This is a genomic window from Shewanella sp. KJ2020, assembly GCF_024197625.1.
Lineage (GTDB): Bacteria > Pseudomonadota > Gammaproteobacteria > Enterobacterales > Shewanellaceae > Shewanella.
Genome location: NZ_JAKUKD010000015.1, coordinates 60,396 through 81,465, shown reverse-complemented (window position 1 = coordinate 81,465; position 21,070 = coordinate 60,396). Strand labels below are relative to the sequence as shown.

At 44.5% G+C, this 21,070-nt stretch carries 17 protein-coding genes; 6 read left to right on the top strand and 11 right to left on the bottom strand.

The window, feature by feature from the left end:
• The first annotated feature begins 116 nt into the window (after nt 1–116).
• The gene (gene gcvP, locus MJO46_RS09365; RefSeq protein WP_253989075.1) at nt 117–3,005 is read left to right on the top strand and encodes an aminomethyl-transferring glycine dehydrogenase; all 2,889 of its coding nucleotides are present in this window, start codon (nt 117–119) and stop codon (nt 3,003–3,005) included.
• Nucleotides 3,006–3,445: 440 nt separating this feature from the next.
• On the opposite strand, the gene MJO46_RS09360 is transcribed toward gcvP, so the two are convergent.
• The 5 genes from MJO46_RS09360 to MJO46_RS09335 form a co-directional block, all read right to left on the bottom strand.
• On the bottom strand, nt 3,446–4,471 hold the full coding sequence (locus tag MJO46_RS09360; protein ID WP_253989074.1) for a hypothetical protein: 1,026 nt from the start codon (nt 4,469–4,471) through the stop codon (nt 3,446–3,448).
• A complete protein-coding gene (locus MJO46_RS09355; RefSeq protein WP_253989073.1) occupies nt 4,471–6,426 on the bottom strand; it encodes a DUF3696 domain-containing protein in 1,956 nt (651 codons plus the stop codon). The genes MJO46_RS09360 and MJO46_RS09355 overlap by 1 nt, the downstream gene beginning before the upstream one ends.
• Nucleotides 6,427–6,737: 311 nt before the next feature.
• Nucleotides 6,738–7,403, bottom strand: coding sequence for a DedA family protein (locus MJO46_RS09350; protein ID WP_253989072.1), 666 nt, complete (start codon nt 7,401–7,403; stop codon nt 6,738–6,740).
• Nucleotides 7,404–7,960: 557 nt separating this feature from the next.
• Nucleotides 7,961–8,491, bottom strand: a complete 531-nt coding sequence (locus tag MJO46_RS09340) for an SMI1/KNR4 family protein (protein WP_253989071.1) — start codon at nt 8,489–8,491, stop codon at nt 7,961–7,963.
• A 388-nt stretch (nt 8,492–8,879) separates the two neighbouring features.
• Entirely contained in the window at nt 8,880–9,125 is a 246-nt protein-coding gene (locus MJO46_RS09335) for a DUF3297 family protein (RefSeq protein ID WP_253989070.1), read from the bottom strand.
• 264 nt (nt 9,126–9,389) lie between these two features.
• Between MJO46_RS09335 and MJO46_RS09330 the strand changes: the two genes are divergently transcribed.
• On the top strand, nt 9,390–9,791 hold the full coding sequence (locus tag MJO46_RS09330) for a ribosome recycling factor family protein (RefSeq protein WP_253989069.1): 402 nt from the start codon (nt 9,390–9,392) through the stop codon (nt 9,789–9,791).
• Nucleotides 9,792–9,821: 30 nt separating this feature from the next.
• Here the strand turns inward: MJO46_RS09330 and MJO46_RS09325 are convergent, their stop codons facing one another.
• Together MJO46_RS09325 and MJO46_RS09320 are read right to left on the bottom strand one after the other, a co-directional pair.
• Nucleotides 9,822–10,001: a DUF6435 family protein gene (locus MJO46_RS09325; protein ID WP_011919945.1), complete on the bottom strand. Its 180-nt coding sequence runs from the start codon at nt 9,999–10,001 to the stop codon at nt 9,822–9,824.
• Between the two features lie 198 nt (nt 10,002–10,199).
• Entirely contained in the window at nt 10,200–11,864 is a 1,665-nt protein-coding gene (locus MJO46_RS09320) for a methyl-accepting chemotaxis protein (protein ID WP_253989068.1), read from the bottom strand.
• A 290-nt stretch (nt 11,865–12,154) separates the two neighbouring features.
• Between MJO46_RS09320 and MJO46_RS09315 the strand changes: the two genes are divergently transcribed.
• On the top strand, nt 12,155–14,341 hold the full coding sequence (locus tag MJO46_RS09315) for an OsmC domain/YcaO domain-containing protein (RefSeq protein ID WP_253989067.1): 2,187 nt from the start codon (nt 12,155–12,157) through the stop codon (nt 14,339–14,341).
• Nucleotides 14,342–14,426: 85 nt separating this feature from the next.
• Here MJO46_RS09315 and MJO46_RS09310 read toward each other — a convergent pair whose 3' ends face one another.
• Nucleotides 14,427–15,335: a GGDEF domain-containing protein gene (locus MJO46_RS09310; RefSeq protein ID WP_253989287.1), complete on the bottom strand. Its 909-nt coding sequence runs from the start codon at nt 15,333–15,335 to the stop codon at nt 14,427–14,429.
• A gap of 307 nt (nt 15,336–15,642) precedes the next feature.
• Here MJO46_RS09310 and MJO46_RS09305 point away from each other — a divergent pair, with 307 nt between their 5' ends.
• Complete coding sequence (locus MJO46_RS09305; protein ID WP_253989066.1) at nt 15,643–16,125, top strand: cupin domain-containing protein; 483 nt, start codon at nt 15,643–15,645, stop codon at nt 16,123–16,125.
• A 156-nt stretch (nt 16,126–16,281) separates the two neighbouring features.
• On the top strand, nt 16,282–17,061 hold the full coding sequence (gene lgt, locus MJO46_RS09300; protein ID WP_253989065.1) for a prolipoprotein diacylglyceryl transferase: 780 nt from the start codon (nt 16,282–16,284) through the stop codon (nt 17,059–17,061).
• Nucleotides 17,062–17,183: 122 nt separating this feature from the next.
• On the opposite strand, the gene MJO46_RS09295 is transcribed toward lgt, so the two are convergent.
• A complete protein-coding gene (locus tag MJO46_RS09295) occupies nt 17,184–18,101 on the bottom strand; it encodes an alpha/beta hydrolase (protein ID WP_253989064.1) in 918 nt (305 codons plus the stop codon).
• Nucleotides 18,102–18,413: 312 nt separating this feature from the next.
• Here MJO46_RS09295 and MJO46_RS09290 point away from each other — a divergent pair, with 312 nt between their 5' ends.
• A complete protein-coding gene (locus MJO46_RS09290; RefSeq protein WP_253989063.1) occupies nt 18,414–19,775 on the top strand; it encodes an MATE family efflux transporter in 1,362 nt (453 codons plus the stop codon).
• Nucleotides 19,776–19,802: 27 nt separating this feature from the next.
• Here the strand turns inward: MJO46_RS09290 and MJO46_RS09285 are convergent, their stop codons facing one another.
• Both MJO46_RS09285 and MJO46_RS09280 read right to left on the bottom strand, forming a co-directional pair.
• Nucleotides 19,803–20,408 (bottom strand): DUF4274 domain-containing protein, encoded by a 606-nt coding sequence (locus MJO46_RS09285; protein ID WP_253989062.1) that lies wholly within the window; start codon nt 20,406–20,408, stop codon nt 19,803–19,805.
• A gap of 83 nt (nt 20,409–20,491) precedes the next feature.
• Nucleotides 20,492–20,917: an HPP family protein gene (locus MJO46_RS09280; RefSeq protein WP_253989286.1), complete on the bottom strand. Its 426-nt coding sequence runs from the start codon at nt 20,915–20,917 to the stop codon at nt 20,492–20,494.
• Between the last annotated feature and the right edge of the window lie 153 nt (nt 20,918–21,070).

The window sequence follows — 21,070 nt, the reverse complement described above, 5'->3', positions numbered from 1 at the left end:
ACGCTAACAAAGCCCCGAGGGGCTTTGTTTGTTTTAGCGCAAGATTGACATAACAACAGCCCGTTAATCAGTACCCTACAGTTCTGAGTTACGGCAAATCTGGAACAAGGTTTATCATGACCAAGCAAACCCTCACTCAGTTAGAACAGCACGATCTATTCCTACGTCGTCATATCGGCCCAGATAGCAGCCAGCAGCAAGCCATGCTGAACTATGTTGGTGCCGAGTCTCTGGACGATTTAACCGCGCAAATCGTGCCTGAGTCGATCCGTTTAAACCAAGAGTTGAGTATTGGTGATTCCTGCGGCGAAGCCGAAGGTCTGGCTTATATTCGTGGTTTAGCACAGCAAAACCAAGTATTTAAGAGCTACATTGGTATGGGTTACTACGGCACACAAGTGCCAAACGTGATCCTGCGTAACGTATTGGAAAACCCAGGTTGGTACACGGCTTACACGCCCTATCAGCCAGAAATCGCCCAAGGCCGTTTAGAAGCCATTCTAAACTTCCAACAAGTGTCGATGGATTTAACGGGTTTAGACTTAGCTTCTGCTTCACTGCTGGACGAAGCGACTGCCGCTGCCGAAGCCATGGCGCTGGCCAAGCGCGTTTCTAAAGCGAAAAAAGCCAATACCTTCTTCGTTGCCGATGATGTGTTCCCACAAACCTTAGACGTAGTGAAAACCCGCGCTGAGTGTTTTGGTTTTGACGTCGTGGTTGGCCCTGCATCTGAAGCCGTTAACCATGAGCTGTTTGGTGCCCTGTTCCAATATTCAAACCGTTTTGGTCAAGTTACTGACTTCACCGAACTATTCGCCACACTGCGCGCTAAAAACGTGGTAGTGACCGTTGCTGCCGACATTATGGCATTAGTGTTACTGAAATCACCCGGTGCCATGGGTGCCGATGTGGTCTTCGGTAGCGCCCAGCGTTTTGGCGTGCCAATGGGCTTTGGTGGCCCACACGCGGCCTTCTTCGTTGCCCGTGACGAGCACAAACGTTCAATGCCTGGCCGCATTATCGGTGTATCGAAAGACGCCCGTGGTAACCGCGCACTGCGTATGGCGATGCAAACTCGCGAGCAACATATCCGCCGCGAAAAAGCCAACTCAAACATTTGTACCGCACAAATTCTGTTAGCGAATATGGCGTCTTTCTACGCCGTATTCCACGGCCCTGATGGCCTGAAAACTATCGCTTCACGCATTCACCGTTTCGCCGATATTTTAGCGGCAGGCTTACAAGCCAAGGGCGTGAGTTTAGTCAACAGCACTTGGTTTGATACCATCAGCATCAAAGGCTTAGATGTTGCAGCAGTGAATGCCCGCGCACTGGCCGCTGAAATGAACCTACGCTTCGATGCCGATGGCACTGTGGGCGTGAGCTTAGATGAAACCACTATCCGCGCCGATATCGAAGCCCTGTTCGAGGTGATTTTAGGTGCGGGTCATGGCTTAGATGTTGCCGCGTTAGATGCGCAAATCGTTGCGCAAGGTAGCCAATCGATTCCTGCCGCACTCGTGCGCCAAGATGCGATTTTAAGCCACCCAACCTTTAATCGCTACCAAAGCGAAACCGAGATGATGCGTTATATCAAGCGTCTCGAAAGCAAAGACTTAGCACTGAACTACTCAATGATTTCATTGGGTTCATGCACCATGAAGTTAAACGCTGCTGTTGAAATGATCCCCGTCAGCTGGCCAGAATTTGCCAACATGCACCCATTCTGCCCGCTGGATCAAGCCAAGGGTTACACTCAGCTAATTGAAGAACTGTCTTCATGGCTGGTGAATGTAACGGGTTACGATGCCGTGTGTATCCAGCCTAACTCAGGCGCTCAAGGTGAATACGCTGGCTTGTTAGCCATCAAGAAATACCATGAGTCACGCGGTGACGCCCACAGAAATATCTGTCTAATCCCGCAATCTGCCCACGGTACTAACCCTGCATCGGCGCAATTAGCCGGTATGCAAGTGGTGGTGACGGCTTGCGATAAGCAAGGTAACGTCGATTTAGAAGATCTGAAGACGAAAGCCGCCGAAGTGGCTGAAAACCTGTCTTGCATCATGATCACTTACCCATCGACCCACGGTGTGTATGAAGAATCTATCCGCGAAATCTGCAACATAGTGCACCAGCATGGTGGTCAAGTGTACTTGGACGGCGCCAACATGAACGCCCAAGTTGGCTTAACCTCACCAGGCTTTATCGGTGCCGACGTATCGCACCTTAACCTGCACAAAACCTTCGCGATTCCACACGGCGGCGGTGGTCCAGGTATGGGCCCAATCGGCGTGAAAGCCCACTTAGCGCCGTTCGTAGCCGGTCACGTTGTGGTGAAACCGGGCCGTGAAAGCGACAATAACGGCGCCGTATCAGCAGCGCCATACGGCAGCGCTGGCATTCTGCCAATTAGCTGGATGTACATTAAGCTGCTAGGTTCAAAGGGCCTGAAAAAGTCGACCCAAACCGCGCTGTTAAACGCTAACTACGTGATGAAAAAGCTGTCAGAACACTACCCAGTACTGTTCCGTGGCCGTAATGATCGCGTAGCGCACGAATGTATTATCGACCTACGTCCACTGAAAGAAGCCTCAGGCGTGACCGAAATGGATATCGCTAAGCGTTTGAATGACTATGGTTTCCACGCGCCAACCATGAGCTTCCCAGTTGCGGGAACCCTGATGATTGAGCCAACCGAATCTGAGTCTAAGGTTGAACTGGACCGCTTTATCGATGCAATGGTGTCAATCCGCGCCGAAATCGCCAAGGTGGAATCGGGCGAATGGCCAGCGGATAACAACCCGCTGCACAACGCACCGCACACTATGGCCGATATCATGGACCCAGAGTTCGATACGCGTCCATACAGCCGCGAAGTGGCCGTGTTCCCAAGTGCAGCAGTGCGTACTAACAAGTTCTGGCCAACCGTAAATCGTATTGACGATGTTTACGGCGACCGCAACTTGATGTGTAGTTGTGCACCATTATCAGACTACGAATAATTGCTGCTTAGGCTCGCTACTGCGGCGTTGAATCTCAGCTTTCGTGCTCATTGACAGGAGTCAACTCCGCGCGAAAGCTTTCAATCCGCCTTGCATTAGCTTCGCCAGCAACGCAATTATGGACATACAAAAGCGACCGAAAGGTCGCTTTTTTGTTGCCTGCCGCAGGCTTTTGCATTCTCTTATATTAGTTATACCAGTGACTCGCCGCCCATGATTTAAACATTAGTCGTCCCTGTAGGCTCTACTAAAACATCCTGTTTTAGAAGGTCACTGGTTCAACAATGCCAGTTCTGGTGTAACCATTGAGTGAAGAGTTATGCCTGTCCTGACACTCATTTAAGCAATTTTAGTCAGTGCAGACGTAGGCAAGCCAAAAGTAGGTATGTTATTTATTATGGATGGCCTTTTGTTTTGTTTTTCATTATAAAATCATTCCTTTACTTTATTTCTAAGTCTTGTTTGTTTCCTACATTTGCTAATTCAATTCCCCCGGATTTACATTTCCAATACATAAGTCTTAGGCCTTCTTTTGATTTAGTAATATGCGTTCGATATGCTAATAAATCTCCTTTTGTTTTCTGTTTAGCTGTTTTTTCTTTCCCTACTCTGAAAGGAGATTCTTCATTTTTTGGATTCCCAGCTAATAGTTTCGATACAGTTTCTAAAAAGACATCAGAAAATTTAGCATCAGGATTACATTGACAGTCATATAATGAGTTAAAAAAATGTTCGCCAATTACAAAGCTATCTAAGTCAATGCTTTGAATGTCACCTCCAATCTCGTTTATAGCTTGTAATGTCCTGAAGAAAAGAACTAAATGTAAGTTATCCTTATTCTTTACATGAGAGTAAAGTTTTGAAATATCGAGCTTTAGTATTTTCTGTCTAATGCAGGAGTTTACCTCAATATCTTCATTGATGAGTTGTTTTTTTATCTCTATATTATTTATGAAAATCGTTGGATTCTTAATTTCAATGTTTATTGTATTTGGGAGGTTTGAATTTATTATAGAGTGGCTTTTTTTGTTTATATTTTTTATTGCAGCTAAATTTTTGATAGTGTCTCTATAGCAATAATCTATGGCGCTACCATTGGCAGTGTTTAGCTCAGGAGTGAATTTAATATCTTCGTCATTATTTATTACACCTGTAATGTTATTGTCTTCGCATATGTCATTAGTGCGATCTAGTATATTTAGTAAGGCTGTCACTAAGTCCTTAATTGCAAAGGAATCATCAAGTCCTGATTCTTTTATTTGTTTTTTAAATATTTTATCCGTCGGGTAAAATCCTTTTTTTTCTATGTGATACATAATATCTTCGCACAAAGATATAGATAGGAAGTCAATGCCTTGCTGTATTATTTTGTTTAGTAAAATAATATCGGAGATCGCGATTTCAACATCGAGAGTTTCACATAATGCAGGCCTGACACAGAAGTCTGGTGAGATTACTATGCTCATTAAATACTGGACCCCATTTTCATCATCTTCTTTTTATGCGAAGCAACCCTTAATATTTTACTTACCTCATCTTGGGTTTGGTCAAAAAAATCATCAGGCCATTCTTTAATCGCACCAAAATTTGATATTTTTATTTCTTCAAATTGTGATACAGAGTTTATTTTATTAACAAAATATAATGACAACATATCGTTTATATGATTGTTGGTTGAGCATGCAACTCTATATCTTAGTCGGTTTATCATGTATTCACTATGGGTTTCAACAATGCATTGTCTACCAATAGAGCTCATTGCAATGAAAAAATCAGCTAATCTGGCTTGCACTTTAGGGTGCAGGTGAAGTTCGGGTTGTTCAAATATTAATGTCTCATTAACCTTTGACAGTAGACACATTAAAACAATAGGAAGTACTTGACTTACACCGACCCCGACATGTGTTAAATCTTGAAATGAGTCAGATTCATTTGTTTTTACTTGTAACTCGTACCCTAACTTCCCCTTGTCTAGTGTTGAAATGTTACTAACGACACCCATATAGGATAGCCAGCTAATACAAGCATCTGCAATTGTTACCTGCTTAGAGGGGATTAAAGAAAAATCTACACCGTAGAAATCATTTTCATTAAAAAACTCAGGTAAAGGACATTGTACTTTTCTTGATTTATTAATGTGTAAAACTGCGGCTACATTTTCTCCTTTTAGTCCAACGTCATCTGGGTCAAATAAACCACTAATTGGGTAAACTGCCATAGGTTCGTTGCGTAATGGCCCTAAGAACTTTATACCATTTGATAATTGAATACCTAACTGTCGTGCTATAGCTGAAAACTCTTCTACTCTATATAATTGATATCTAAAGTCTTTCGATTCTGAAAGGCTAAGTATTTCATAAAATTCATCAATATTTTCAGTTATAATGCTTTTTAACTTAAGTTGATGTTTGCTGTCGATTTTTTTATATAATGTTAACCAGTCCTTAACTAGAATATTTTTATCATCCTCTATTATATCTTTTATAAAGTTAAGGTCATCGCCAATACCAATTCCTTTTAATGAATCCTGAGCTATTTTTCTTACTTCATCCGTGGAAAAGCTTATGCTTCTGCCTTCCATGATATTCTCTTTGAGAAAGTTTATAAATGATTCTCGTTCTTTATTTAAAGAGCTATATATTTTCTTAAAGATGTTAATAGGTATTGTTGACTCTAGTAATGAGTTTTCTAATTGGTTTTTGAAAGATAGATTTTTATTACCATCTGATAGCAGACTTATAATAAGAGATATAGACTTTATTGAATGGTCATATTTTATTAGTAACGCAGTGGGGATAAAATTTGTAAGCTTGCATCCGATTATTTCACAGTTAGGGTATTCTTTTTCTATTTTTCTTGAGATTATTTTATCAATATAATCTATTTTATAGTCAAGGATATCGGAACCATATACTTTCTCTAAAAATGGATGCACTCTATTTGGTTCTTCAATCTTACTCACTGATATATTAATGTTCTTTTCTTCATCGCCAAACAGAGTTTGATTGAATGATGAACTTACACTAACTCTTGTTAGTGGAGGGTCTAAACGATCAACGGTTAGTTTTGATATGTTATTTTTAAATCCAAAACTAAAGTTGACATTAATGCTTTTTATATTTTCTATTCTATCATTACTATTATTGTCTTCAATACAAAAATGTACTGAAACCTCATCAGATTCGTCTGAATACTTTCCTTTTATATCGTCAAACTCACCTAATTTTACTAAGTGACCATTCAGTGCAACGGCTTTATGTGAAAAACGAGCACTGTAAGTTTGCGAAAGCATCATGAGAGATTGGAGTAATGAACTTTTACCACTACTATTTGCGCCACATAATACAGTTAGTAAACTCAAAGGTAAGGGGGATTGAAGATTAATAGACTTGAAGTTACTTAAACCTATTTTTGATAGCATTGTATATCCCTATGTAGAAGCAATTGATATTATAATGTAACAATTGTTTTTATTCTGTCGAGGAAAGCTAAAGTTTGATGTGCTTTTATTTTTGGTCCTAGCACACTTTTATTTCTCCTAAATAGCGTGCTCGATAATCGAGTTGGCTCTGTTTTTTCCTTAAGTGGTCACACTTTTTACTTAGTGGTCACACTTTAACCTGCGTTATGCGGTTTAATCAATGCGTTTTATCACAAAACTGATTTTAAAGAATGACTTGTGACTATGTTGCTCTGACCTAGGTATTTCACGGTTGGGCATTGCGCTAGGGATCAATCCCGCGGCTGCGCGGCCTTGCGTTTGCTTATCCAGCGCCACACTAGTGCCACCATGCCGCCCACAAGTAATACCACTGGCAGATAGATAATGACATTGAGGAACTGGGACTGGTATTCGGCCGCCAGTTTGGTGTGGCTCAGGTAGTAGCCGATGCCGACCAGCGGGCAGATCCACATGATGGAGCTGATCAGGTTGACTATGAGGAAGCGCCCCTGCGGCAGCTCGGTGGCGCCGACGATATAGGGATAGGCGGTGCGCACGAAGGCGATATAACGGGCGGTGATCAGGGTCAGGATGCCGTACTTGTCCAGCAGGTAGTAGACCTTCTCCTTGTGCCTGTCTTCAACATGGGACATCAGCCGGTGATACATCTGGGTATGGCCGAGGAAGCGCCCCTGCATGTAGCCGAGCCAAGTGCCGATAAAGGTGGCCATGATCAGCAGCGGGATCACCCCGAGGGATAATACATCTTGATAAATGAGTACGCCGGTAAGGATCAGCAGGCTGTCGCCGGGCAGAAAGGCGGTTGGAATGAATCCGTTTTCCAGTACCAGAAACGTCAAAATCACACCGCAGATCATAAAAGCCATCTTGGGATCGGAAAGAGTGTTCAGATCGTGATTCATAAAGGCGTGAGCCAGTTGGTAAAACTGTTCCATACTTGCAAACTCCGCAGATTAGCCGGGTCGAACGGTCAAGTGCATGGCGAGCAGCTTGTCGGTGCGACGCCATCCATGTCAGCAATTTTCTGTTGTCACTGTTTCTAGTCACCAGATTTCGGTTTGTAGAACACGACCAAGGAGCAGCATGATAAGCCCTCCGAGGGGGTGATAGTGATATTTTTCTTCTTCAATAGGTGAAAAAGTAAATCAGTGGGATCGGAGTACACTTTTTAAGAGGATCTATTTTCTTCTTCCCTAAATGGTGTGCTTGATGATTGAGTTCGAGTTTGCTCTGCTTTTTCCTTTGGGTCACTCCTTAACTTGCGTTATACGGTTTAATCAACGCGTTTTATCACAAAACTGATTTTAAAGAAAAGTTGACCAAACAAAAACGGCCAATCAGATTGGCCGTTTTTATGATCCCGCTCTTTGCGCTAAGGCTTAATGGCTAGCGACTTAACGATAGAACGCTTCAACTGTGCCTTTTATTGTGAGCAGCAGTGGTTGGCCGAAACAGTCCAATGATTTATTGCGGATGACCATTTATTTTTTGTTTAAATTTTTTCAAAGGTAATATTTTCAGGAGGGAAACTATTAGGTAATGATCCTGATCTTATTTTTCTTAACAATAAACCAGACAATAGAGAGGTTATATTTTCATCAAAATATTCTACATCTGGCGATCTAGATGCGATTATTGCAGTGCCCCATGTATCACTGTCTTTTAGATCGGAAACAACCCAAAATATGCAATCACCATTATCCGTTACGCCTATTGGTAAAAGGCCATTAATTTTTGGATAGAGGTTATATTTAAAATACTCTGGGTCTTCATTATTAAGGTAATTGAAGTCTTCAATGATTGATTTCTTCTGTTCAAAAAAATCAAGGTCATAATTTTTAGTAAATGGATTGAATATCGCAATAAAATCGGCAATTCTTCCTGTGCCATAACGATTAATAAACGCAATGTAATCCCTAGGAAAACTAAGACCTTCATCTATAGAAGGCCAAACGTTATCAATCCCAGATTCATTAGGGAAGTTAGGGGGAACTAAAATGCTATTTAATACAGATAGGGTCATGATCTACATTCCATGAGGATTAAGAAGAGTAATGTTTTCAAAGAAATCACCACTATCTTGAGCGTTTACTGTTATACCTGCCGGTATTCTGGAAGGACCTTTATATATTGGAGCTACCGAGACATCAACTATTTCTCCTCACCCTAACGCTTTTCTCTAGTAAATCCACAGATAAACTTGATGATATTCAAGTAATTAGACATACGCAATGCTGTTTGATTTAATCCATCTCGCCAAAAACTGACTGGATAGCTGTTCCGAATTTAACGGCACTCGTGCAGTTTCAGCAAGTAGTATTGAATTAGTACCATTTGCTGCTGGGCAAACAAAAACGGCCAATTAGATTGGCCGTTGTTATGATCCTGCTATTACGCTAAGGCTTAACGGCTTAACGATAAAACGCTTCAACTGTGCCTTTTATTGTGAGCAGCAGTGGTTGGCCGCGACGATCTAAGGATTTAGAGGGGACTTTTACCCAACCTTCACTGATGCAATATTCTTCGACATCAAAACGCTCTTTGCCGTTGAGCTTAATACCGATATCGTGCTCGAAAATTTCTGCCACATGGTGTGGGCTGCGTGGGTTAACGGAAAGGCGATCCGGTAAAGCGGGTAATGATGTTGTGTCGGTCATGGTCGTGATCTGTCATTGTCTATAGTGAAAAAGCGTGCGCTATTGTAGGCAATCCCAGCGCAACGCTCAAGACTTTAACTGTGACTGATTGCGCAGCATGGGATAAGTATGGGCAGCATTTGTTAGAGAACCTTATTATCCTGCGAGGATACAGTGCTACACTTTCGCGCTAGGTATTTTATGGCGCTTGAATGTTAAGTCGAGACGACCTTACCCAATTGCCATGAAAGTATTCGATAAACCAACAGTTATTAATCACGCATTATGAACGACGACATTACTATCTCGCTGCCCTCGCTTATTCATCGAATTGGGCGGGAGGCGGTTAAACATGCTCAAGGGATTGCAACTCAATATAATTGTGAGCTTAAGCGTGTGCGGCGTTCACGGAACTGGTGCATTGTTGGCGCAGCGGTCAAGATCCAATCCTGCACCGTCCATTTACAAGCCGAGCAGCGACTGATGGCTGATGGTGCATTTCGTTATCTTATTCAAAAGCTTGAGTCAGCTTTGCTACAGTATGCAGACAAACTTGAACCATTAGACGCTAAGCTGATCCGGCTTATCACAGACAATCCTGCTATTACCTTAGGTGAGTTGATGCAATTGACTCAATGCAGTGTCACAGAGGCCAGATTGGTACGTTTTCAAGCTGACTCTTGGTAGTTTTTCCGCTGAGTTTTTTGCTTTGAAGGTTTATTTATGGCTTGTTGTTTCTAACACTTTTATTTGATTTTCGATTTGTTCGGCTTCTGCGGTCAGCATTGAGTAGGATCTAATATCGCCTTTTCGCTGGGCATGCATCGCTTCTTCCAGTTTAGCGTTATATTGCTGTGTTAATTTTTTTAAGGGATCTTTTTTAAAAATTGAAAACATGGCTATTTCTAATGGGTGGGGTATTTGGGTTTATATACGTAGGCAATGGGAATTAAGTTTTACTTTTTGAAAATAAAAGCAGTACTCAGCAATTATTATCCGCAGGCATTGGCCTCTGTAAGGCTGAGTCTTTGCATTTTAAGTAAACCAATGGGTTGCTACTTTTCATTCTGATTTCGCAACCCATTGGATATAGCTTTAAATTTTAAACTGACCGACGAGCTTACCTAAGTTTGTTCCTTCCTGTGATACGGTTTGGCTCACTCTGGCGGCATCTTCGCTAGAGTGGAGTAACTCATTCACAATCTCTTGGATGGCGTACACATTACGGTTAATTTCTTCGGTGACAGAGCTTTGCTCCGTTGCTGCGGTGGCAATTTGGGTACTCATATCGTTGATTGCTGTGACTGCCGATGTGACTGAGCCAAGGCTTTCAGATATTGCGCGAGAAGAGTCTACCGAGCGCACGCAGCTTTGCTGACTTTCTTCCATCGTTTTTACTGCTTGTGCGACAAGTTTGTGCAGTTCAGAGAGCATTTCATTGATTTCTAATGTGCTTGATTGGGTGCGGCTCGCTAAATTACGTACTTCATCGGCCACCACGGCAAAGCCGCGACCTTGCTCACCCGCGCGAGCCGCTTCGATAGCAGCATTTAATGCTAATAGGTTTGTTTGCTCGGCAATGCCACCAATCACGGATAGCACGTTGTTGATTTTTTTAGACTGTTCGCTTAAGGATTGAATGCTACCAGCGGCATTATTGATTTGCTCCATCAAGCCTGCAATTTCCTCTAATGAGGCATCGACACAACGCTGTGCGTTGGCGACATCACCTGTTGCGGCTTGGGTTGCTTCGGCCACTTGGGTGGTATTTTGTGCCACTTCGCTTGCTGTGGATGACATTTCAGTTATGGCCGTTACCACTTGGTCGGTTTCATTGTTATGGCTGATAAGTTGGCTCGACATGACTTTGGTTTGGTCATGAATCGCATTCGCTGCCGATTTCACTTTAGCCGTAGCACTGGCGACATCGCCCATGATGGTTTGAAGTTTATCGACAAACAGGTTAAACGATTGACCGAGTTGAGCGATTTCATCTTCTCCTTTGACGGTAAGGCGCTTGGTTAAATCGCCTTCGCCTTTGGCGATATCGTTTAGGTTATCGGCCATATTTTTAATCGGTGTGACCATACGATGGGTTGTGATCATGATGATAAAAGCGGTGATGCCAGCAAGGACAAGCGCAATCAACAGAATTGCAAAGGATTTACTCATCATTTGCTCCGTTGCGCTGGCGCGATAATCCTCAACGACTGCGTCGATATCATCAATATAGGCTCCAGTGCCTAACATCCAGTCAGTGCCTGGGATCATCATGGAGTAACCAAGTTTTTCTATTTGCTCCTTGGTGTTAGGTTTTTCAAAATAAAACGAGAAGTTGCCATCGCCATTTTTAGCGGCATCGAGTAAGCCGACAATAATTTTTGTGCCGCGAGGATCTGTCATATCGATTTTATTTTGCCCTTCGAGGTTGGGCATCACGGCGTGGAAGAGGTTCTTGCCTTGGGAATCATAGATGAAAAAGTAGCCTGCACTACCAAAGCGAATATCACGCAGTGCTTGATTTACGTTGCCATTTTCCTTTAACGACAGTTGGTATTGTATTATCCCGGCGGCAATTTCGGTTGCTTCTTTGATTTGTGCTTTACGTTCACCAATCAGTTTCGTTCTAAATATAGTGACTTCATCGGCGAGGGCGTCTTGCTCGACATAGTAAGTGACACTCATTAGGACACATAAAGTAAAGAGCAGGGGGAACAGCGATAATAATAGTAATTTATTACGTAGACTAAAATGAGGCATATCTGAATACTCCAAGATGAACATCGCTTTACTGCGGGGAGTATAGCTAATATTCCCCCTTTCTTAGTGCTTAAGTTAACAAAATTGCCATACTCCGAATAAAAGCCTGCTTTTAGCTTACCTTGATGACAGGTTTACCCCTGTAAATCCCTCGTCGGATTTTTTTAACATAATTAACCCAAGACTAATGGGCGAAAAACACCGATAATTCACCATTCTCACTCATGATCAATCCCGCAGGTTGGTCGATGGGCTGCACAGACTCGCATATTTAGTGGAAATTATATTCAATGGAAATCAAAGTTAATTTTCTCGACAATCTTAGACTTGAAGCCAAGTTTGATGATTTTACCGTCACCGCCGATCAGCCGATCCGTTATAAAGGTGATGGTTCAGCCCCTGGTCCCTTTGATTATTTCTTAGCGTCGTCAGCCCTTTGCGCGGCCTATTTCGTCAAGGTGTATTGCAACGCCCGTGATATTCCAACGGATAATATTCGCCTGTCGCAGAATAATATTGTCGATCCTGAGGATCGCTATAACCAGATTTTCCAGATCAATGTTGAGTTGCCTAGCGATATTTCGGACAAGGACCGTGAAGGTATTTTGCGCTCGATTGACCGCTGCACAGTGAAAAAAGTGGTACAAACTGGGCCAGAATTTAAGATCCAAATCGTTGAAAACCTCGATTCAGATGCTAATGCCATGCTGATGGGGCATCCCGCGGGTGAGAGCAACACCTATATCTTGGGTAAAGATTTACCGCTCGAGCAAACCATTGCCAATATGACGGCCATGCTCGCCGATCTGGGCATGAAGATTGAAATCTCATCCTGGCGCAATATAGTGCCGAACGTATGGTCACTGCATATCCGCGATGCCGCTTCACCCATGTGTTTTACCAATGGTAAAGGCGCCACCAAAGAGAGCGCACTGTGCTCGGCACTTGGCGAGTTTATCGAGCGGTTAAACAACAACTTCTTCTATAACGATCAGTTCTTTGGTGTTGAAATCGCCAATAGCGAATTTGTGCATTACCCCAATGAAAAATGGTTTGCCCTAGAAGAAGACGATTCGCTGCCTGCGGGTCTGTTAGATGACTATTGCCTAGAGATTTATAACCCTGACGAGGAGCTTTGCGGCTCGCACTTGATCGATACTAACTCGGGTAATATCAAGCGCGGTATTTGTGCGATTCCTTATACCCGCAAATCCGATGGTGAGACTGTGTACTTTCCATCGAACCTGATTGAAAACCTGTTCTTAAGCAATGGTATGAGCGCGGGTAACAACCTGAAAGAAGCCGAAGTACAGTGTCTATCTGAAATTTTTGAACGTGCCGTTAAACGCCAAATTATCGAGCAGGAAATTGTGCTGCCAGACGTGCCTATGTCGGTATTGGAAAAATATCCAAGCATTCTTGCTGGCATTAAGGGCTTAGAGGAACAGGGTTTCCCTGTGGTAGTGAAAGATGCCTCACTCGGCGGTCAGTTCCCTGTGATGTGCGTAACCCTAATGAACCCGAAAACCGGCGGAGTATTTGCCTCATTCGGCGCCCACCCAAGCTTTGAAGTGGCGTTAGAACGCAGCTTAACCGAGCTGCTCCAGGGCCGTAGTTTTGAAGGGTTAAACGATGTGCCAAAACCGACCTTTAACAGTATGGCGGTGACTGAGCCTGAAAACTTTGTCGAGCACTTTATCGACTCAACGGGCGTGATCTCCTGGCGCTTCTTTAGCAGCAAGCATGACTATGAGTTCTGCGAGTGGGACTTCTCCGGCACCAATGAAGAAGAAGCTGCTCGCTTATTCGGCATTTTAGAAGATCTCGGTAAAGAGGTGTATGTCGCCGAATTTACCGAATTAGGCGCATCGGCTTGCCGTATTTTAGTGCCTGATTATTCTGAAATTTATCCAGTTGATGACTTGATTTGGGATAACACTAATAAGGCGCTGGCTTACCGTGAAGATATCTTAAATCTGCATTCCTTAAGCACTAAGCAATTGGTCAACCTAGTCAATCGCTTAGAAGAAAGCCAGCTCGATAACTACACTGACATTCGTACCCTGATTGGCATAGTCTTCGATGAAAATACCGTGTGGGGCAAGTTAACCATTATCGAACTTAAGATCCTGATTTATCTTGCACTTGGCGAGCATGAAGAGGCGCTCGAACTGGTCGGTGAGTTCCTGCAATTTAACGACAACACGGTTAAACGTGGTTTGTTCTACCAGGCGATGAATGCCGTGTTAGAAGTGACACTCGATGAAGATCTCGAACTCGATGATTTTATGCATAACTTCACCCGTATGTTTGGTGAGGAAGTGATGGAGCAAGTCGTTGGTTCTGTTACGGGTAAAGTCCGCTTTAGCGGTTTAACTAAGACCAGCATGCAGCTCGAAGGGATTGAGCCGCACCTGCGTTTAATCGAGAGCTATAAGAAACTTCACGCCGCTCGTAAGGCCAGCGCGGCTAAGTAAAATCGAGTGCTAGTAGCTTGATCCAGAATAAAAAAGCGAACTTAGGTTCGCTTTTTTATTGCCTATTTGTCACGGATATAAAGCATTAAGCACTATTGGCGATAACGCGATTTTTACCATCCCGCTTGGCTTGATATAGGGCGGCATCGGCGCGTTTTAAGGTGTCTTCGTAGGAGGTATCGTCCGCTTCAATCGTGGCGACACCAATACTGACGGTGGCAAAGAGTCCTTTTACCGCATGTTGTTGTAATGCTTTAAAGCAGCAATCACAGAGATGTTCTGCAAACACTATGGCTTGGTCATATTCAACACCGGGCAGGGCGATCACAAATTCATCGCCACCAAAACGATAGGCGCTGTCGGTTTTTCTAAATTGTTGTCTGCAGGTATCGGCGACAGCCATGATGACCTTATCACCCACATGGTGCCCAAGTTGATCGTTGATCAATTTTAGATGATCCAGATCTAGCACTAAGATCGAGGCGGGAATGCGGTGGCGACTGAAGGTATCGAAGAGGTGGTTTAAGTCACGCTCAAGTCTGCGGCGATTGTAAAGCCCAGTAAGCTGATCGGTATCGCTTAATTGCCGCAGTTGCATTTCCAGTTCATGGCGTTTGGAGATATTACTGGCGACCCACAGTACCACGGGTTCGTCATCGACGAGAAAATCTAATGCCTGAATACGCCCCTCAAACCAGATAGGTTCGGAAGGGCCTTGGTCGGATAAGCCTTTGACATCCTTATTACTGAGCTCATATTCTTCGATCAGCAGTCTACGACTCGTGATGGCTTGGTTTATGATGCCGAGGTAATAATTGCACTTTTCCTCATTGAGTACATCGCTAAGGTACAGACCCACTAATCCGCTACCATCGTGGTAATAACGATCATCTTTACCGCCAAACACGGCAATATAACGGCCACTTTGGGAAAGGATAAAAGCTGGATCGGGTAGGGCGTCCAGCACTAAAGCGATTTGCTCAACATTGATCATCAAATAAACCCCCTACACCATTTTATATGTTTGATATTCACTATGATGGGGCTGCGAACATAAAGATATCAACATTCAATTTATGGTATGAATTTAGCTGTTTTTAGGTGGAAAACAAACCTTATCCGTATGGGCTGTTGTGATTTTAGTGTTGTGATTTTAGTGTTGTGATTTTAGTGATGTGATTAAGTTTAACTCGCAGTACGGCTTTTTTGAGGCTAAATCCTTCATTTAGCATGTGTAGGATTAATTCAAGCAAACTTAGGGTGTAGACTTCGGTTCGAGTTAATTTGAATGAGGCAGGTTTATGCACACAGCAGATGATTTTATTAAGTTTTTGGAGTTAGAGCAGCATATCGAAGGGGGTTATTATCGGTCTTCCTACCGCTCCGCTATGCAATACGACTCGACTCGAGCCCTCTGGAGCAGCATTTATTTTCTACTGCGAACGGGCGAAGTGTCGCACTTTCATCGACTCACGGCCGACGAGATGTGGTATTTCCACGGGGGACAATCACTGACCATTTATATGATTTCCCCCGAGGGTGAGCTAACAACGGCGCAATTAGGCTTGGACTTAGCCGCGGGGGAAAGGCCACAGTTTTTAGTGCCTAAGGGCTGCATTTTTGGCTCGGCGATGAATCAAGCTGGATTCTCTCTGGTGGGTTGCATGGTATCACCCGGTTTTACCTTCGATGACTTTGAGTTATTCAGCCAAGAAAGTTTGTTAGCGCAATATCCGCAGCATAGGGATATTATTCTGCGCCTGAGTAAAAGTGAGTGTGATTGAACTCAATGCAAGTGCGTTAACATTCACTCGGCGCAGTTGAATGATTAGGCACACTTTGACAGCGCGGCTAAATGGGGCTTGTCTATTGGCGTTTAACCACGTAAAACAGGCCTTTTAGTGTACCTCTATGTACCAAGTGTTATGGAGTAATTGAATTTGGAACACTTAGTGTGGGAACTCGATCCAGTATTAGTCTCGTTTATGGGGCTCAAAATACATTGGTATGGAGTCTTGTTTGCCGTAGCGATCACCATGGGTTTTCAGGTGATGAAGCGGATTTATATCAAGGAGGGGCTCGACCTTGAATCCCTTGATAATTTACTGATTTACTGTGTGGTTGGTATCATAGTTGGCGCCAGATTGGCCCATTGTATTTTTTACGATCCCGCTTATTACTTCGCCCATCCGCTTAAGATTTTGGCGATTTGGGAAGGCGGACTCGCCAGCCATGGTGGTGGTTTAGGGGCGATTTTGGCTCTTTACTACTATCAGCGCAAAGTGAAGCTCCCTTTCCTATTTCTATTGGATCGATTGGCGATTGCCACGGCCATTTTTGGCTTTTTTGTGCGTATGGCAAACTTTGCTAATTCGGAAATTTTAGGTGAGCCAACCACCATGCCGTGGGGAATTATCTTTGCCCGTGTTGATATGCTGCCAAGGCATCCGGCGCAGCTCTATGAGGCTTTTGCCTATTTAGCTATCTTTATTGGCCTGTACGCTATTTATCGTTTTACCCAAGTCAAACAACGGCATGGGGCGATTTTTGGCCTATTTCTGGTATTGGTATTTAGTGCGCGCATGGCGATTGAATCGATTAAAGTTAGCCAAGCGGCTTATGCTGAAACCGTCTTAAGTGCAGGGCAACTTCTCAGCCTACCTTTCCTAGCCGTAGGGATAGTGTTGTTATTTTTAGCCTATCGAAACAAACGCGCCTAAGTCTGATGTTAGTTTAAATGCGATTGGTGTAAGAATTAGGTGTTAAAAAAGGCTTTCTATTTGAATAGAAAGCCTTTTTTATTTATACCAATAGTATTAAACGTAAGCCATCAAAGATAGCGCTAAGGTGTTTTTACAATATTGGCTACTTGCACCATGGCATCCCGAGCGGAGCGGCTTACTCCAGCGAGTTGGAAGAAACCGTGAATAACGCCTAAATAGCGGCGGCAGTGGGCATTTACACCTACATCTAACAGATTGCGAAACAGCTGCTCACCTTCATCGACGAGTGGATCAAATTCCGCCGTAATGATATGGGTTTCAGGTAAACCTGCTAAGTCATGGCTACGCAGCGGACTGGCTTCGACATCGGTTCTGGGGTGCCAATCGAGGTACATATCAAACCCCGTGAGCAGAGTATCGCGGGTGATGATAAATTTCTCGCCATTGTCGTTATAGCTTTGGCTCTTGGCGGTCGCATCCAGCATGGGATAGATAAGTACTTGTTTTTGAGGCAGCCATTGTCCTTTGGCTTTTAAACGCAGGCAAGTGACTAGGGCTAAATGGCCGCCAGCACTGTCGCCCATTAGGGTGATATTGGCGTTATCACCGCCCCATTGGTGGCAATGTTGATGCACCACATTGGCGGCATGGAAGGCGTCATCATGGGCGGCGGGATAAACGTGTTCGGGCGCGAGGCGATAGCGCACCGCAATCACTAATGCGCCCGCCTCATTCGCGAGTTTTCGCAGCTGTTGATTGTGGGTCTCAACGCCGCCACTGACAAAACAGCCGCCATGGTAGTAAATCACTACGGGTAAATCCTTGGCCGTCGAGGGTTTGAAGAGCGTCAATTCTGCGCCATCGATTGAAACCGGGCGAACTTCAAACACTTCTTCAATCTCGCCTGCTAATATCGTGCTGTTGATATATCCTTGGCGCCGTTCTTCTATGGTCTGTTCCCGCACCGATGGGCATCCAGCAGCGATAAACTCGCTGACCAACTGTTTAATTCCGTCTTCTAAATAAAGTTGGGCCATTTTTCCCCCTAAGATCAATGAGTACTGCCAAGCTAGGCTATATAGCGTGAGTAGCCGGAGTGTAGCTAGCATAGGATCAAATGGATAGCGGCTCGGGTAGAAAATGTTTCTTAGGTCATAATGCCGTGGGCGTTATGGCATTAAATGGCTTGGGGCGCAGTGCATGGCCGCCTTACCAAGGCATAGGAACGCAATGAATACGGTTGCAATAAATGATTTGTCGATTGAGCTAAATCGCGAAAGGTAACAAAATAATCGCTTAGAACGATAGCCTGGCAGCATCGTTTCTCTCTTCCCTAAGGTAGGATTTTCGTGGCCAAAGTTCCTAAAACATTACAACAACGCATGGGCATAGTGGCCCTCACTTGGCCGATTTTTATCGAAACTTTGCTGCAGTCCTTACTGGGGATCAGCGATATTTTTATGCTCAGCCATTATTCCGATAATGCGGTCGCGGCGGTGGGGCTCACCACTCAGTTGATGTTCTTCATGATGGTCATGTCCATGATGGTGAGCACGGGCGCGAGCATTTTGATCAGCCAGAACAATGGCGCGGGTAAAGTGCAGCTGGCAACCGATGTCGGGGTGGCGAGTGTTGTTCTGAGTTTGGCCCTTGCCCTGCTAATGGGGCTGTCGATGTTTTTTGGCGCGAAGGGCATTATTCAGTTATTTGCCCTCGAGTCCCATGTGGCGGGTTTTGCCTACGATTACCTAGTGATTTGTGGCAGCTTGAGCATAGGTTTAGTGATGAACATTGCCTTTGCCGCCATTTTGCGTAGCTATGGTTTTACCCGCTCGGCCATGTTAGTCACCTCTAGCACTGGGTTGATGAATGTAATAGGCAACTATATCGCCCTGTTTTCTCCCTTTGGTTTGCCCGTTTATGGTGTCACTGGGGTGGCGATATCGACTGTGACTAGCCAGATTATTGGAGCCTTGATTATGCTGGCGGTGATCCGCAGTAAACAGGTCCCACTGCCGATGCAACGGCTTAAGCTCTTACCGCGCAGCACCTATTGGAGCGTGATGCGCATTGGCCTACTCAATGCTGGCGAGATGCTGTCCTACAATCTGGCGCAGATGACCATCATCTACTTTATCAGCCAGATGGGCACTTTATCGCTCACGGCCTACACCTATGGCTTAAATATCAGCCGCTTTATTTACTGTTTTGCGGTGGCGCTTGGGCAGGCGTCGCAAATTCAAACCGGATATTATGTGGGTAAACAATGGTTCGATGAGATAACTGTGCGGGTGCAAAAGTATTGCCTTGTGGGCTTTATCGCCTCCCTTGTCATAGTGTTAGCCTTTTATTGGCAGCGCTTTACCATAGTGGGCTGGCTGAGTGAAAATCCAGAGGTCATTCAACTTACCGCACTCCTGCTATTGGGTTCCATTGCCCTTGAAACCGGGCGAGTGTTTAATCTGGTGATTATCTCGGCGCTAAAGGGCGCGGGTGATGTGGCTTTCCCCGTGCGGGTTGGTCTGTTTAGCATGTGGGGAATAGGAGTCTTTTTTGCTTGGTTATTTGGTTTGCACTTAGGCTACGGAGTGCTCGCCGCTTGGCTGGCGGTCGCCGCCGATGAGTGGATCCGCGGATTGATTATGGTGCACCGCTGGCGCTCGGGTCGCTGGCAGCGTTTTACGCGTATACCGCCAGTAACCCCGGTTTAAACGGTTCAGATAACAAAAGGTCAGCGCTTATTGATTGCCCCATTTGCCCGATTTCAGCAGTTCATTTTTAAATTGTAGATACCTTGGGTGCCCGGCATCAGTTTCGATTTCCATAGTGTTGTAGGGGGCAAAAAGCGCACCGGGAATTTGGTATCCTCGAGTAAGAACGTCTTCTAATGAGGGCATAAAACATTCTTTAATCGGGTCAAAATGGATTTTATAACTGGCATAGCCACGCGCAATAAATCTATCGGTTATGGTTTTGAATAGCTGTCCAAAAGGCGTGTCGAGCGTCTCCGGCGTGGAGTAATGAAAACCTTGCCCGTACCAGTAAAGTAATAAGGCTGTACCCGCGTCACACAGTGGGTGTTCGATAATCGCCCTGACCATGTCTGGGTCATCATCGTCCCAATTCAAGTTCCCCGCGACAAAATGCAATTCCTCCATACTTTGTAAGTCACTGATACAGGTGATTTGCGTCGCCGCTTTGCCAAAGTAGGCGCTGTATTCATGTAAAGCGTCATAATCGGGATCGGCGAGCAATTTGGCGAGTTGTTGTTGATTGGCAATGCAGCCTAATTCGGCGCATTCATAGGCGCGGATAAATTGTTCTTGGGATAATAACTTGGCCACGGGTGTCCTTCGGATTTTTAAATAACTCCTCTCGCTAGCCCAGATAACTGAAGGCTAGCGAGAAAGAGGGAAGATGTTAGGCGTTAAGCTTGCTGTTGCAGCAGGGTACGGCACAGCTTAATAAAGTCCGATGATGTGACGATACCGAGCACTTTTTTATCGGCATCGACGACGGGTAAGCAGCCGAGTTTGTTTTCAATAAAATATTCCACCACAACAGTTAAAGGCTCATCGGCGGTTAAGTGTTGAAACTCCTTGTCCATTACCGTGGCAATGGGGGTGTAACGTTCCTTGCGGTCGAGCGCTCCTTGGCCATATTTGTTCAGCATAGATAAGACGCTGGCGATCATTTTTTTATGGGTGAGTACGCCAACCAGAGTGCCATCGGTTTCGGATATCACGGGTAAGTGGCGAACACCTCGGGTTTGCATTAGATGGTGGGCATCTTTCAAGCTGGCGCCATCGCTAATGCAAATCACGCTCGGGCTCATAATATCGCTGACTTTCATCATATAAATTCCTTTCTTGCATCGCTCATCTGTTGGCTAGATTACCGCAATATGGGCAGAACTATTTGAGTCGTCCTTCACCTTTTCGATGGTAGCAGTTTCCGCTGTAACTGCGCCAGTTCTGGATAAATAAAGTACGTTGTTCAGTATAAG